The sequence below is a fragment of the Spirosoma pollinicola genome (genome assembly GCF_002831565.1).
GTDB classification, from domain to species: Bacteria; Bacteroidota; Bacteroidia; order Cytophagales; family Spirosomataceae; genus Spirosoma; species Spirosoma pollinicola.
Window position 1 is genome coordinate 7,510,948 of the sequence record NZ_CP025096.1, and the last position, 14,564, is coordinate 7,525,511.

The following is a 14,564-nucleotide window of genomic DNA, read 5'->3' on the forward strand; positions in this document are numbered from 1 at the left end:
TAGCCCGCTGGTTGTTAGCCGATCTGTTCCCGCCGGATGCGCTCTTTAACGGCATCGCGGTAGCTGGGTCCAATGACCAGATTGTCACCGGTCGACAACAGCACCGAGTTACCCTCCAGGACTTTTACATGGCGGAGCTGGATGATGAACGACCGGTTGATTCGCAGAAAGCGGTCCAGGGGCAGGGTTTCGGCCAGTTTATTCATCGTCAGATGCGTCACCACGAACCGATCCGGCAGAAATACCTTGATATAGTCGCCTAACGCTTCGGCGTAGACCAGCTCATGGAGGTGAATCTGTTCGAGTTTCTTATCGGTTTTTAGGTAGATGAAGTCGGCTGTCGGCGAGTCAATGGCTACCGGCCCAGCGTTAGAACGTGTTCTGGCTTCATCCGACAACGGATGGTAGGCTGCGGGGGGCGGAGCCGGAGCCGTTTTGGGCATCCGCTCCTTGACCCGACCGATGGCTTTGAGAAAGCGGTCGAAGGCAATGGGCTTGAGCAGGTAATCAACGACGCCCAGCTCAAACCCTTCCAGGGCATGATGAGGATTAGCCGTTGTCATCACCACGAGGGGATGGGGCAAAGGGTAAGCCTGTAAGAACTCCAGCCCCGTCATCTCGGGCATGTTGATATCCAGAAAAATAACCTCGGGCTGTAGGCCGGGCAGTTGCTCGAACGCAGTGATGGCATCATCGAAGGTCGCCACCAGATCAAGCGAGGGGACACGCCGGACGTATTTCTCGAGTAGCTGTTGAGCTAATGGCTCATCTTCGATAATAGCGCAGCGCAGTGAACCGGTCATAAAAAAGCAGCAAAGGGAGTAACGTTGTCAGATCAAAATTACGGGAAAAAGTGGTAGCAGTTCTAAACGGGCACGAATAGGTTGTCTCGACAAACGACAACTCTGAGCGATTCGATAGGCTGGTCCAACGTGTCGGCGAATGATAAACGCCATCGACTTAACCGAAAGCAACGTTAACGAGGCGTACAAAAGAAGCGTTCAGTGTCTTAGCCCCCTATTCGTTGGGCCAATTTGAAAAGGCGGCCGCGTTACGATGGCCCCTGCGGTTATGTCGTAAACGAGCGGTGCCATTTCCCATTTTGCTGGGGAATATGCTACGGATAGTCGTTGATCATAATTTAAAACAGGCTGTCCCATTAAACGCCCCATTTAAGAAGCAGGTTCATGTAACCTACCTCGTCTCAAGTAGGAGCGTTTCATGAGCCAAAGACTATTTTCCGCCACCATACTCCTCATCGGTTACCCGTTTAAACCAGATGGTTCGGCCCTTGCGGGTCGATGTCGTTGCGATGTAGGTGACCCCACTGGTGGGGGTGGCCCCGTGCCAATGCTCCACCCCGGGTTGGCATTTGACCACTTCGCCTTTACGAACCGTTCGTAGCGGCTTACCCCGTTCCTGGTAGTAACCCACCCCATCGGTGTAGAGCAGAACCTGGCCGTCCGGGTGCGCATGCCAGTGCAAACGGGCTCCCGGCGCAAACGTAGCCATCGCGATCGAGTAGTTGAAGGTGCTATCGGCGGGGCTTAGTTCGTTGAGCCAGATGGTTCCGACCTGGTGATCGGTCATCGCCTTTTCGCCTTTGGGGAAAATGACCCCATCTTGGGCTAAGGCCTGAGTAGTGAGGGCAATGACCAAAGCCATAGTGGATACGAGCAATTTCATAAAGAAGCAAATTAGTCAATCTCTCGATTTAACGTCCTAGCCTATTTGGTTGTTTTCCATGATGAAAGTTCGAAGTGTATAGGCGAAAGATCTTGTGGACGTTTGGATGTCTATTTCTTAAATGAGGGTTTGTTGAGATGCTGGTATTTAGTACCTGTCCAACGTCATCAGTAGCGTTCGAACTCACGAACCGGCTGTTTTCGTTAAGTTTGTATATCAGTTTATCTTTTCTCGCTATCGTTATGGTTGTCTCGCCACGATTAACCAATGCTCAATTGGCCTTACTAGAAATGTTCAGCTTCGAGATGAGCGAAGCCGAAGTGTTGGCCATGCTCCAAACGCTGATGCAGCATTTCCGGACACGGCTCGAAGAAGAGACTCAGAAGGTCATTCAGCAAAAAGGACTGACCACTGCTCAACTTGAAGAGCAAATGAACTTTGAGAACCGTACCCAGCGGCTTGACCAAATCCGGGCTGCTCAGTGAAAGTAGTGGTAATGGCTTAACTGCGTTTATTCAGGTATCTTTGTGAATGGTCTTAGAAGCAGTTTCCTGTAAGCATTGTGGGCAAACCCAACACGTCAAACGCTATGGTACTACCCGTGCAGGCACCCAACGCTACCGATGCTTTGACTGCGGTCGAACTTTTGTCCAAACCTACACCCATAAGGCCCGGGATCCCTCGGTCAAAGAGCAGATCACTCAGATGGTCCTCAACGGAGCAGGCATACGCGATACCGCCCGTATCCTAGGCGTCAATCGAAACACCGTCAGCGCTCAGTTTAAAAAAAAGTAGTCAAGTCATTCATGTAAACCCCTTGTACGTTGATAGAGGCTTGAAAATGAGTCTCAAAGTCGACGAGATGTGCCGGGCCGCCGGAGCGGTCTTACGTGGGTAAGAAGAAACAGCCCCGCTGGCTGTGGTGGGTCGAGGATGCGGTGACAGGCGAGATCATTGCCTTTGTTTTTGGCCGCCGTACCAACCAAACATTTCGTCACTTATTACATCTATTGGAGGAGGCCAAAATTGAGGTAATCAGATGGATAACGGACTCCTGGTGGGCTTACTTTGATTGCTTAGATCAACGCTTACGCTTAGTTCGAAAAGCCTCTTTACAAGGTCTTGAACGGAAGCATTTAACCCTCCGAACGCGCTTAAAACGGTTAACACGCAGAACCATTTGCTATTCGAAATCAATCGTGGTTCACGACACAGCAATTGGTCTGTTTATCAATCAATTTTTCTTTGCCGATCAACGCAATTAAGCCACTACCAAATATTTCCGAAAGACACTATTTCCCAACCTTTGGGATAGAATTCACTATTTGATCTGTTGCTCATAATCCAATCTCCTCCAGCAGACTTTCTAATTTGGCGTCAATGAGGGCTTCTTTGGCTTCCAGTTCGCGCAGGGCCGCATGAGCGGCAGCTAATTCAATCACTTCGGCGGCTACGCTCCGGTCAATGTAGCGCGAGATGTTCAGGTTGTAGTCGTTGGCTTTGATGTCGGCTACGTCCACCACCTTCATAAACTTGTCGATGTCCAGCCCCGCGTCGTAGGCCGCCAGAATATGCTGTACATGCCGGTCTTCCAGTTCGTTCTGGTTTTTGCCTTCCTTAAACTCCTGGCTGGCGTCGATGATCCGTACCCGCTTCCTGAGGCTGGCCGGTTTGGATTTGGTCAGCACCCAAATGGCCGCCGGGATGCCCGTGTTGTAGAACAGGGCCGAGGGCAGACCCACAATCCCTTCCACGAGGTCATCTTCCAGCAGTTTCTCGCGAATGCTTCCTTCCGCACCACCCCGAAACAACGTACCGTGGGGCAGCACCACGCCTATGCGCACATTCTGCCGCAATACCGCCAGCATGTGCTGCAAAAACGCCATATCGGCGTAGCCTCTGGGGGGCGTACCGTAATGCAGTCGGCCAAAGTTATCGACCACGGCGGTGGCGTAGTTGGGTGTAACTTCCTTTTCCTTACCGTCTTTGTCCAGCTTTTTGGGCAGGTTTATTTCGGCGGGCGTCCACCAGCGGTCCTGCGAGAAGGGCGGATTGGCGATAACCCGATCAAACAGACGTAGTTCGGTATCGGAGCTTTTGTGTTGCGGATTCACCAACGTATCGCCCTTTCTCAGGTCGGCACTGTCGAAGTTGTGCAGCAGCATATTGAGCTTGGCAATGGCCCAAGTGCCTATGTTCTTCTCCTGCCCAAACAGCGATACGTTGATGAGGTTGTTTGGTCCATCAACCTTACCGCCATGCTCCGCTATGTACCGCGCCGATTCGATGAGCATCCCACCAGACCCGCAGGTGGGGTCAAAAATTTCGTTGCCCGGTTGCGGCTTAATCAGGCCCACAATCAGTTTCACCACGCCACGGGGCGTATAGAATTCACCCCCTTTCTTCCCGGCGTCATCGGCAAACTGCTTGATGAGGTATTCGTAGGCATCACCGAGCAAGTCAGGCGTATATAGGTCAGCGTTACGTAACGAATGCTGGTTGAAATGACGGAGCAGCCGTTGTAGCGTGTCGTCGTTCAGTTTTTCCTTATCCCCAAATTTGGTAGCTGTCATCACGCCCTCCAGCTTCAGGTCTTTATTATTTTCTTCGATGGCGGCAAACGCTTTATCGAGCACCACCCCGATGTTCTCGGTCGCCTTTTTCACTTCACCCCAACGGGCTTCGGTGGGCATTTTGAAGTACGTAGCATCTTCGGCTTCCTCGCGGGAATAATCTTCTTCACGCGCCATGATGGCTTCGACTTCCTCATCGAACACGTCATTGGCTCGTTTGAGGAAGAGCAGCCCGAAGATGTAATTTTTAAAATCGGAGCTATCAATGCTGCCCCGCAGGATATTGGCCGAATCCCAGAGCCAGGATTCGAGGGTTTGCAGATCTAATTTGGGCATAGTTGAAAAAGGAAATTCAGAGCGAGATATACCAGTTTGGCCAAGGTATTTTTAATCAGTGTTCACTACGTTGACAGGATGGTGTCGTACTCATGTGCTATAGGTAATCGTAAAATTTAGTTATGTCCTATGCTTCCTAAACAACACTGGTCGAATTCAACGCAAAGTTCAGTGCGGCCTTTTGTTGTTAATAGTAGCTACCCGTTTGTAATTACAAACGGTGAATATACTGGAAAGACGACTCACTCGGATAACGGAAACGACCCGAAACAGGCAAGTTTGAGCGCTTACGTAGCCAAGTCCATGATCTTCAGGAGAAAGCAAATTCAGAACGAAGGACGCCCACTTTGCAAAGCGGGTGTAGGAACTGCTTCTAACTGAACTAGAAAAAAGTATTTCTTTTAACACGAATCCAATAACGAGCCGGGGGAGTGAAAAAAACGGCCAGTACCCGGGGGCGATTAAATCGGTAGCCCCTGGTCTTGCTTGTGTAACACCGTTTTCCTTATCCGTTTCCAGTGCCCCTTTCCGATAAGTTTAAGTGCATTTTTTCTTTCGTAAACGTTTTTGCGTACGATTTTCGCTGCTGCGTACTTGCGAAAGGAATATTGCGCCTAAAAGTGGCGATATAAGTTATTCTATGATAAGATCTATTTTCTGGCAAATACTGCTATAAGCTACTAGTAAAATAAACTTTACGGGCTGACTGCCTTACTGACTCATAAAGAGTGAACTGTTTTTTAATTCGTGATAAGGTTATGTGGTTTTTATGATAATAGTGTATCAATAAGAAATGTATAATTTCAACCCGTCAAAATGATCTTAGAAAGGCCCATTTGGCGCATGTTGGCTTGCTAATGAGGTGATTAATAATCAAAATTAATGTAAAACGGCAGCCATAAAGGCGGTTTTCGGGCCTTAATCTCTGGAATTCTATTGGCGTAGGTGTTAATCGCTGATAGTAAGACAATTAGCGCTATTTCAGTGTTCTTATATAGGCCAAATATTCAGTGTATTTACAACCATAAATCTTAACAATTTACCAAATGGCTGCAAACGTTCTGACAAATTATAATCAAAATCCATATAGGATTGGCAAACGAACTCAACACCTGGTTCTGTTTACGGCTGTTGATCATAAACTAAGCCGCCTGCTTGGCCAGAGCTCCATCGCCTTACGGACCATGATCGTCTTGGCTAGTAAACTTAATGCGGATGGCTATGCTTGTGCTACCCTTAACGAATTAGCGGAAATCCTTGGGACTCGTCGCAGTTATGTCAATAAAGGTGTTCTGGAGCTGGCTAGGTGGAATCTGATCACCAAAAAGAAACGCAGTCAATATTGGATTGGGCCGGACGTGTTTCGGTCTGCTCAGATCGAAATGTAAATAAGTTTATAATTGTAAGATTTCTATGGAAATGGTTTTGGCCTTTCTACTCAGAGGTGGGCTGATGAAAGTGTATTTTGGACGTCTAAACACAGATTATTACAGAGTTACAACTGAACAGTAGTATAATGTCGAATGAGACTGCAAGTAATTAAACCTGAATCAGGATAAAGTATTGACTATTAGGTGACGTCACAGAATAAACAACACTCATCTTAGTTTTCAGTCTTCTCTTTTACTCGCTTACTTTAAAAAATGGGGCAAGTATAGTTATTAAACTGAGGTAAACGAATACATAAAATTGTAATCAAACACCTACCAATTAATAAATATAAGTAGACAATATTGTCATTGTATGTGAAAATATGCTACTTGGAAACGTTTATTCCACATTATCCATGCCCTCTCTTCGTTTTTACTTTCTTGCTCTAGCAAGTTTACTTCTATGTGGCTTACTCACTGTTAGTTGCAGTTCGAGGAGAGGTCGGACTGATAGACATGAAGCTGACAGTGTTTATAAGGTAAGCAAAACTGCAATTGCTAAGCCTATTTTACCAAAACTATATTTAGAACATAGCGGTAGCATGTTTGGCTATGATGGCCCAACAGTCAATGGAAACTTCAAAAACACAATTACCAAGCTGTTAAATCAATTTGATAACCCACAGGCAACATCAATTTTCATTGTCAACGATAAAGTCTATCCTTACCCTAAATCATATAGTGATCTAATCAAATCGGCTACATTATTTCAGTATAAAACGGGTAATGCAGCTTACACCGATTTTGGGCAGATTTTCCAGACTATTGCGGATGACTTAGAGGAAAACCAGTTAGCTATTCTAACGACAGATCTGATCTATTCAGAAAAGTCAGCTACAGGACAGAATGCAGCTAAGATTATGGCAACGGCTCAAAATCTTGCTCAAATTGCCCTTAAAAACTACACTAAAACTGGTTCGTTACTGGTTCTGAAACTCCATTCGGATTACAGCGGACGTTATTATCCGTATAATTCACCACAAAAAGGAAAGCAGTATAAGGGAGATCGTCCCTTCTACGTATTGTTATTTGCTAAAAATGCTACGATGGATCGGTTGTTGACTGAGAACCAGTACGCCGGATTACGTAATTTTAGTAGTTATCCGTCTTTTGAAAACCAGTATTTATTTAGTAGTAGTACACAGGCTCGAACGCCATTTTATACCCTTCTTGAAAATCATCCTAGTGCTAAAGGGACTTATGACAAAGACCGTGAAGGGGATAATTCTAAGGGCCTGCATATAATTAAAAACGTAGAGCCCCCCCATAAATCTACTGAGAAACTGACTATCGTTGTAGCAGTAAAATTGCCAGTGGGAGCATATGGTGAAGTATTTATTCGCAATCCAGCTAACTATACAGTCGAATCAATTAAAGATAACTTCAAAATTAAAGCCATTCAGCCAAGTACTAATCCTGGAACTACGCATGATATTATTCTTGAAGCGTCCAGTCCAGCCTCTGGAGAACGTACAGCTATAATTCGACTTAAACGAATTTTTCCCCCTACATGGATTATATCCAGCAGCAGCGATGATGACACAAATGTAAATCCCAATACAACCTTTGCAACAACAACATTCGGTCTACAGCCAATGATGACGGGGATTCATCATGCATATGAAGCTCATATCACCGATAAGAATTATTTATTCTCTCTTTCTTTACACTTGAACGATTAACCCACACCTATAATGGAAGACATTGCAATCACCATTTACGACTGGTTCACAAATGGAGCTCTCTTAGATGATCTTATAGATCAAGAACTCGTACTTCCCCTGTTTTGGAGTTTATTTGGTGTCAGCCTATTAAGTGTTATTGTCTATTATTATTTGATCAATAGTCCACGTTTCAGTAAGCTGAGCCACTGGTTTACTACACTGACAATTAGTAGCTTACTTATTAGCATCATCCATTTCTCAACCTGTACATCAATGGCTAATCAGCAAATAATACGTACTCCTGGATCGGCTGTGTACTATTTCAATCAGGGATCATCCGTATTTTTTACGTTTGCCTTACAAGTGTTTTTTTTTGCAGGTCTCCTTTTCCTACTCTTTTCTGCAGCATTTAAATGGTGGAGTACAAACGCTCGCAAAACACCATTCTAATCAACGGACCAACTAAGATTAACTCATTCACATTTAGCTGAGGCAATTGTTATGCTTGGCTAATTCTTACTAGTGACTGCCTGTTCACTTATCTTATTATGGCTTCTAAACTATTTATCTTCGCTATCGGTGGTACGGGTTCGAGAGTTGTCAAAGCCCTAACGATGTTACTTGCATCGGGTGTTGAACTCAAAAACACATCGGTTGTGGTACCAATCATTGTCGATCCGCATAAGGCGAATGAAGACCTCAAACGGACCGAAAATTTGCTAAAAACGTACCAGCGCATCCGGAACGTCAGTAAACCGAAGCCGGGCGAATTCTTCTCTACCGAGATTAAAACACTCAGCAACATTATTTCCAATGCAGATCGTATTGAGGATGCTTACACCTTTGAATTAAAGGGGGTGGGTAATCAGAAGTTCGGCGATTACATCGACCACGGCAATCTCGATGCTGCAAACAAAGCCCTTGCTGATCTACTGTTTTCAGCCAGTAACCGCGATACCGATATGGACATTGGTTTCGTAGGAAATCCCAATATGGGAAGCGTTGTACTGAATCAGTTCAAAGAATCAGAAGCATTCCGTCAGTTTGCGGCCAACTTTAATCCGAACGACCGGATTTTTATTGTCAGTTCGATTTTTGGCGGTACGGGTGCGGCTGGTTTCCCGATTATTCTGAAAAACATTCGTGGTGCGGCAGAAGAGCATCCCGATACTCGGGTCGAAAACCCAGAACACCTCAAAAAAGCCAGAATCGGTGCGTTGACAGCCCTTCCTTATTTCGGGCTTGAACCCAGCGATGATAAACGGGTCGATCAGGGAACATTCCATAGCAAGGCCAAAGCGGCTCTGCACTACTACGCACGAGGTGTCGGAAAGTCGGTCAATAAACTGTATTATATTGGTGATCAACTGACCAAGAACTACGAATACGATCCAGGCGATGGTGACAAAGCGCAGCAAAACGATGCGCACTTAATTGAACTAGCCTCAGCGTTAGCCATTGTCGATTTTGCCAATTTATCTGACAATGAATTAGTTACCGATGATATGGGGAGGCCTGTTGGGCCGGTATATGCCGAATATGGCTTACACAATGACGCTGAAACAGTAACCTTCAATGATCTCGGTCAGGGAACACTGTCCACCATTGCCCGTCCCCTGAGCCGCATGGCTCTTTTTAGCATGTACCTGACCAACAATCTCCGTCAGGCAGCTGGCGTGGCTACTTGGACAAAAGATGCGCCTGTAATCGACAGCAGCTTTATGACCGGCCAATTTGTGCGGGTAAATCTGAATGATTTTAACACCGCTTTTCGCGACTGGCTACGTGAGATGGCGACTAATCGGCGGAGTTTTAAACCGTTTGGTACAGATTCCAACAATGGCCTTATATCCGACCCAGCACAGGTACTGGCGGGCTACAAGCCTAAAAGTGGTTTTCTGGGTATTGGTGGTAAAACCGATTTCTTGACAATGGACGAAGAATTGAATGCGTACACCAAAAAAGACAAACAGATTGGCTCAGCGGAAGAAAAACTGTTGCGGTCAATGACACGCGGCTTAGACAAATTTTTGTCAAACCGATTCCCTGATTTGTTCAATAGTTTACCAACAACGCTTAACGACTAACCATGCCAACCAAACCACTAACCCTGCATAATCAAACGAACGGCGAAGACTGGTTCAGTCGGGGCACGGAATATGGTAAAAGAGAAATTGAAGGTATTTCCGACGGCGTAGGCGGTAACACAAAACAGCCCCCGACTTCCATACCAAGCCCATTCGCTCGCTTCGATCTTGTTCGCACAGCCTTTTTGCGGCTAAGCCAGAACGCCCAACTACGAGGTGAACCCAACGACGAACGTTTGGTATCGGAATGCTTCGATGTAAGTCAGTTGTTTTTTCATTTCGACAAATTCCGCGATCAGTTGGAAATTATTCGTTGGAACAGGGAAGAGGATTTAGAAAAATTGGCTGATTCCAGGTCACAAGGTCATAAACGTTTTGGCAAAGCACTAAACCTGTTTCTGGATCAGGATGGTGGCACGGCCAAAACCGATAACGGCTATAATTTCCATAAACTAAAAAGCCTATTTATTCTGCGCTACAACGGAGAAAAGCAGTCGGTTGTGTTGGGAGGTACGTCGACGTCAACCCTATTTTTTAGTTCGCCCGAAGACTTATCGTTCATTGACGATCTGCAGTTAGGCAATTATAAACTCTTTACCCGAAACTTTTGCCCATTGCACCGGCGTAACGACCCGGATTTTCAGAAATTTTGGTATGGATTACTACGTCGTCCAAATTTTTCCGATTATTTCCCGGAAGTAGCCGCTTACCTGCGAAAAAGCCTAACGTTGCTTCAAACGGAGTTCAATGCGACATGGAAGGAAATTGGCAATGAAGCCGATTTGCTGGCCGGTGAAGCTTACAATAAACTGTTCGATGATCTGATTACCCCGGATGGCGGCTATCGCGTTGAAATTCTCGATGAATACTACGTAAAGAAGGCCAAAGCGAATGAGAGCCTGCTCACTAACAGTGATTTTGTGCTTCATTCCGACAAGTTTGATCGGATTTATGGTCCTACCGCTAAGAAGCCAATGCTCCTGCAACATAACTACCAGGGCAAACTCCAGTACACCCGCGACCTCTGGAATCCGGCCCAAGAAGTTAGCCCTTATGTTGAAGACAACTGGAGAGATAATAAACGAAAACTACCTGGGCAGGCCGACTATTACCCCTATCTTACGGTCAGCGATTTTCTGGAACCGTATATTATCCGATTGGTGTATCCGATCAATAGTGAGAAATTTTATGACGGTGGATTTTCGGGCAATGACATCACCAAAAGCTATTTGTTGCCGTTAACCGAAACTTTTTTTGATTTTTTCGATGTCGAAGATCTGTATGCCGGGCAGGGCCGGAAAGTGAGCGTCGATTTTCAGAGGCTCGGCTCCGATAGCGTCAAAGTAACACTAACTATTCCCTTGAAGAACAATGAGTTGCCAATTAAATTTGAGCGGACGTATTATGGTCTTGACGTATCAGGGAACCCGCAGTTAGCTGTTGAAAAAGAGAACAAAGGAGCCATTATGGAATGCCAGTTCGGGGTTAACCTAATGCCTTTTGTTCGTGTCGAAAATTCGGCCTTTACTCCAACGTATCACATACAGGTCATTGACCGGGACATCAGCTACTTTACGGTTGGGAACGATTATCAGCTTCGCTTTATCGACCGGCAGAACACGTCCATCGCACTTGGGCCAGACCAGCCCCGCGAAAGAAGCCGCAAACAGCAGGAAGATCGAAAAACGGCCACGACAAAATACTACCGACTTACCAAAAATTTCGAGTATATAGTCGTCCAAGTGAATGGCAAACGGGGCATTATCGTTCCAAGGTTCGATAAGGTAAGAAAAAGTGTTGGCAGTGAAAAATTCACTTTTGCCGTTGATTTTGGCACTACAAACACGCATATCGAGTATAAGACAATTAACAATCCTACTCCGCAAGCGTTCACGATTGGAGCGGCTGATGCACCCGTCGCTACGCTTCACGATCCGGCTTTTGTTGGCAAAGATTCCTCATTCAACGGCTCTGGAGCCGATAGCCTTTACAAATTAGTTCCAATTGAGTGGCTGCCCGATAGGGTTGGTCGCCCCGCGCCAGCTTCGTTTCCTACCCGCACAGCACTGCTCGAAAACCAGCCAAACTGGTCGCAGAATCTGTATGCATTCAGTGATTTCAATCCGGCTTTACTCTACGAGAAACAGAACCTTTCGGAGCCGTATCATATTGAAACAGACTTGAAATGGTCGAATTACAAACAGGATGACCATGAGGAAAAACGGGTCCGGGGTTATATCGAATCGTTATTACTGATGATTCGCAACAAAATCCTACTGAATGGCGGCAATCTGGCCGAAACAAAATTGGTCTGGTTTTATCCGCTTAGTATGCTAGAAACCAGGCGGGTATTTTTTGAAACACTCTGGAATGAGCAGTACCAATCCACTATCACTGATCAGAATTACCCACAGCGTATTCCCGAAAGCACTGCTCCCTATTACTGGTTTGGTAACAAGGTCAGTTCGGGTACATATCCGGCGGTTAGCATCGACATTGGCGGTGGCACCAGCGACGTAGTGATTTTTGAGGATGAAAAACCAACGCTCATTACCTCATTCCGATTTGCGGCTAATGCTATTTTTGGCGATGCTTTTGCCGAAGAGGGTGATGCTGACAGCAATGGCTTTGTGCGCCGGTACGAAGATGATATCCGCTCTAAACTCAAAGCCAATAACTTCACCGATCTAAGCAATGCTCTAGAAAGTATTCGAAACCGGCAGCGTTCAGTCGATATTGTGGCATTTTTCTTCTCCCTCAAAGATAATCAGGAGGTACAGCAGCGCGTCCAAATCGACTTCAACGAGATGCTAGCTAAAGACGAGCGGTTTAAGGTTGTATTTCTGATTTTTTACATGGCTCTGATTTACCACGTAGCCAGAATCATGAAAGCTAAACAGCAACCCATGCCACGTTACATTGCTTTTAGTGGAAATGGCTCCAAAGTACTAAGGATTCTAAGCACCAAACCCGCCCTACTATCTCAGTTAGCTCGGTGGGTATTTGAGAAAGTGTACGAAACGAACTATCACGAGGACGGGCTGGATATTGTGGTCGAGCAAAAAGAGCCTAAAGAAGCGACTTGTAAAGGTGGTCTGAAACTAAGTAGCAGTTTGAAATTTGACCGAGAAGACGACGGCACCAACGATGAAGTAAACGACAAGATAAAAGCAGTACTGATTGGGACCACCGACGATAAATTCGTTGTTCGGATGGGGGCGCAAAAAGATACTTATCAGAAAATAAATGAGGATAATACCACGCTCAACAGCGTAGCCGAAGAGGTTAGGGCCTTTATTGAATTGCTTTTTAAAGTGAACGACGACATCAGTCTGAAAGATAAATTCGGCATCCGGACAGGCGACTTGGAAACGTATAAAAGGACGCTGTTACGGGATATGGGCGAACGGGTCAAGAACGGATTCAAAGACAAAAAATCCAAGTCGGACGTAACGGACCCTATCGAGGAAACTCTGTTTTTTTATCCCCTCATAAAAGGTCTTAACACACTAGCATCCGAATTGGCTAACTAATCCAACCGACCATGAGAATCTTTTTAATATGCGGACTCCTCATTGGCCTTTCGGCTGGTGTAGTTTGGGCTAAATGCGATCCAGCGAATAGTATTCCAATAAGAAAAGAAGGCTTATACGATTGGGGTACTGATTTTGGCAAACTGGCGAAAAAATACAAAACTCTGCCAGTCAACAATATTAGTCCATTTTTCCAAGATCAGGGGGGCAAAAAGGAATGTATTAGTTTTACCGATCTTCAACAACTTTTAACAACAGCCGATGAAGTTTTCAAAGGACATAGAAATGCTGATGTGAAAAGTTTCTTGATAGCAATCGCTGGAGCGGCAAAAGCAAACAAGCCTGGTAAAAGTGGCGATACAATTCCTAAAAAAGTAGATTCAAGTGTACAGAAAACTTCCTCTACATCTCTATCAGGAAATGGGACGGAGGGGACTCCGAAGAATGATGGTAGTAGTACAAACGGTAGCACTATTGCTGCGGAAAAGAAGGCCAAAGAGATAGAAGACAAATTCGACAAAGTTGCTCAAGAAGTTATAGTATGGCGTGGGATAAGTATAGCATTGGGTATTATTGTATTGGCTTTAATTGGATTGGCTCTGTGGTTAAATTCTACAATTAAAGATCAGGGAAGACAATTCAAGGCTAATTCAAAAGATCAGGAGCGTTCCATACGAGACGATTTACAGCGTCAATTTGATAAAACCAGTAAAGAGAAGATAGCCCGTCTGACCGCCGAAAATCAGAAACTTCAACAGACAAATGACGAGTTGTTACGAGATCTTAACAAATTGGAGCGCCAGGTTGAAACAGATATGTTGGCAACACGAGAAACTCCTGTTGCTTCAGCCGAACTAGCTATTTCCCCTCCACCTGTTCCGCCCACGCCTGAACCACCAATAGCTAAAGCTTTTTTCCTGTCCACTCCCACGCCCACGGCCGACGGCTTATGCACCTTTCTCGATCATCGCAAAGCTCAGTTCGATCCGACTAGTTCGCTTTACCGGTTCGAGTTGGTCAATAACAACGAGAATCAGGCTCAGTTTCGATTTGAAAGCACATCGGGAACCGTTAGCGGTGCCCTCTCTTACCCGGATACGTATCTGCAACCCGCCTGTGAGTACACCGGCTTAGACTCAAAAGCAACCCGAATTGACACCGTCCAGCCTGGCAAAGCTACACGGCAAGGCAATGTTTGGAAAGTGATCGAAAAAGCACGTATTAAATTTTTCTGATTTTTTGCCCATATCCACCA

12 protein-coding genes are annotated in these 14,564 nt (G+C 45.7%); 9 read left to right on the top strand and 3 right to left on the bottom strand.

Translation table 11 applies throughout. The features are described 5' to 3' along the window. Nucleotides 1-14 precede the first annotated feature (14 nt). On the bottom strand, nucleotides 15-803 hold the full coding sequence (locus tag CWM47_RS31625) for a LytR/AlgR family response regulator transcription factor (RefSeq protein WP_100992550.1): 789 nt from the start codon (nucleotides 801-803) through the stop codon (nucleotides 15-17). Nucleotides 804-1,233: 430 nt separating this feature from the next. Then, nucleotides 1,234-1,686, bottom strand: a complete 453-nt coding sequence (locus CWM47_RS31630; protein ID WP_100992551.1) for a cupin domain-containing protein — start codon at nucleotides 1,684-1,686, stop codon at nucleotides 1,234-1,236. A 242-nt stretch (nucleotides 1,687-1,928) separates the two neighbouring features. Here CWM47_RS31630 and CWM47_RS31635 point away from each other — a divergent pair, with 242 nt between their 5' ends. From CWM47_RS31635 to CWM47_RS31645, 3 genes are all read left to right on the top strand, one after another. After that, nucleotides 1,929-2,171 carry a hypothetical protein gene (locus tag CWM47_RS31635; protein ID WP_100994142.1) on the top strand — a complete coding sequence of 81 codons (243 nt, stop codon included), beginning with the start codon at nucleotides 1,929-1,931 and terminating at the stop codon, nucleotides 2,169-2,171. A 46-nt stretch (nucleotides 2,172-2,217) separates the two neighbouring features. After that, nucleotides 2,218-2,481 carry an IS1-like element transposase gene (locus CWM47_RS31640; RefSeq protein WP_100992552.1) on the top strand — a complete coding sequence of 88 codons (264 nt, stop codon included), beginning with the start codon at nucleotides 2,218-2,220 and terminating at the stop codon, nucleotides 2,479-2,481. Nucleotides 2,482-2,576: 95 nt separating this feature from the next. Next, complete coding sequence (locus CWM47_RS31645) at nucleotides 2,577-2,951, top strand: IS1 family transposase (RefSeq protein ID WP_100992553.1); 375 nt, start codon at nucleotides 2,577-2,579, stop codon at nucleotides 2,949-2,951. Nucleotides 2,952-3,023: 72 nt separating this feature from the next. On the opposite strand, the gene CWM47_RS31650 is transcribed toward CWM47_RS31645, so the two are convergent. Continuing rightward, nucleotides 3,024-4,595 carry a type I restriction-modification system subunit M gene (locus CWM47_RS31650; protein WP_100992554.1) on the bottom strand — a complete coding sequence of 524 codons (1,572 nt, stop codon included), beginning with the start codon at nucleotides 4,593-4,595 and terminating at the stop codon, nucleotides 3,024-3,026. A gap of 1,046 nt (nucleotides 4,596-5,641) precedes the next feature. Between CWM47_RS31650 and CWM47_RS31655 the strand changes: the two genes are divergently transcribed. The 6 genes from CWM47_RS31655 to CWM47_RS31680 all read left to right on the top strand — a co-directional run bounded on the left by CWM47_RS31655 (nucleotide 5,642) and on the right by CWM47_RS31680 (nucleotide 14,544). After that, complete coding sequence (locus tag CWM47_RS31655) at nucleotides 5,642-5,983, top strand: hypothetical protein (RefSeq protein WP_100992555.1); 342 nt, start codon at nucleotides 5,642-5,644, stop codon at nucleotides 5,981-5,983. Between the two features lie 398 nt (nucleotides 5,984-6,381). Next, entirely contained in the window at nucleotides 6,382-7,707 is a 1,326-nt protein-coding gene (locus CWM47_RS31660; RefSeq protein WP_157816102.1) for a hypothetical protein, read from the top strand. 12 nt (nucleotides 7,708-7,719) lie between these two features. Then, nucleotides 7,720-8,139, top strand: a complete 420-nt coding sequence (locus CWM47_RS31665; RefSeq protein ID WP_100992557.1) for a hypothetical protein — start codon at nucleotides 7,720-7,722, stop codon at nucleotides 8,137-8,139. 98 nt (nucleotides 8,140-8,237) lie between these two features. Next, nucleotides 8,238-9,776 carry a hypothetical protein gene (locus CWM47_RS31670; protein ID WP_100992558.1) on the top strand — a complete coding sequence of 513 codons (1,539 nt, stop codon included), beginning with the start codon at nucleotides 8,238-8,240 and terminating at the stop codon, nucleotides 9,774-9,776. A gap of 2 nt (nucleotides 9,777-9,778) precedes the next feature. Further along, a complete protein-coding gene (locus tag CWM47_RS31675) occupies nucleotides 9,779-13,309 on the top strand; it encodes an acetate and sugar kinases/Hsc70/actin family protein (protein WP_100992559.1) in 3,531 nt (1,176 codons plus the stop codon). Between the two features lie 11 nt (nucleotides 13,310-13,320). Next, nucleotides 13,321-14,544 (top strand): bZIP transcription factor, encoded by a 1,224-nt coding sequence (locus CWM47_RS31680; protein ID WP_100992560.1) that lies wholly within the window; start codon nucleotides 13,321-13,323, stop codon nucleotides 14,542-14,544. Nucleotides 14,545-14,564: the final 20 nt, after the last annotated feature.

Coding starts and splice junctions, on each gene's coding strand:
- CWM47_RS31630 (WP_100992551.1), bottom strand. CDS start 1,686: ATGAAATTGCTCGTATCCACTATGGCTTTGGTCATTGCCCTCACTACT.
- CWM47_RS31650 (WP_100992554.1), bottom strand. CDS start 4,595: ATGCCCAAATTAGATCTGCAAACCCTCGAATCCTGGCTCTGGGATTCG.
- CWM47_RS31680 (WP_100992560.1), top strand. CDS start 13,321: ATGAGAATCTTTTTAATATGCGGACTCCTCATTGGCCTTTCGGCTGGT.
- CWM47_RS31640 (WP_100992552.1), top strand. CDS start 2,218: ATGGTCTTAGAAGCAGTTTCCTGTAAGCATTGTGGGCAAACCCAACAC.
- CWM47_RS31675 (WP_100992559.1), top strand. CDS start 9,779: ATGCCAACCAAACCACTAACCCTGCATAATCAAACGAACGGCGAAGAC.
- CWM47_RS31625 (WP_100992550.1), bottom strand. CDS start 803: ATGACCGGTTCACTGCGCTGCGCTATTATCGAAGATGAGCCATTAGCT.
- CWM47_RS31655 (WP_100992555.1), top strand. CDS start 5,642: ATGGCTGCAAACGTTCTGACAAATTATAATCAAAATCCATATAGGATT.
- CWM47_RS31665 (WP_100992557.1), top strand. CDS start 7,720: ATGGAAGACATTGCAATCACCATTTACGACTGGTTCACAAATGGAGCT.
- CWM47_RS31635 (WP_100994142.1), top strand. CDS start 1,929: ATGGTTGTCTCGCCACGATTAACCAATGCTCAATTGGCCTTACTAGAA.
- CWM47_RS31670 (WP_100992558.1), top strand. CDS start 8,238: ATGGCTTCTAAACTATTTATCTTCGCTATCGGTGGTACGGGTTCGAGA.
- CWM47_RS31660 (WP_157816102.1), top strand. CDS start 6,382: ATGCCCTCTCTTCGTTTTTACTTTCTTGCTCTAGCAAGTTTACTTCTA.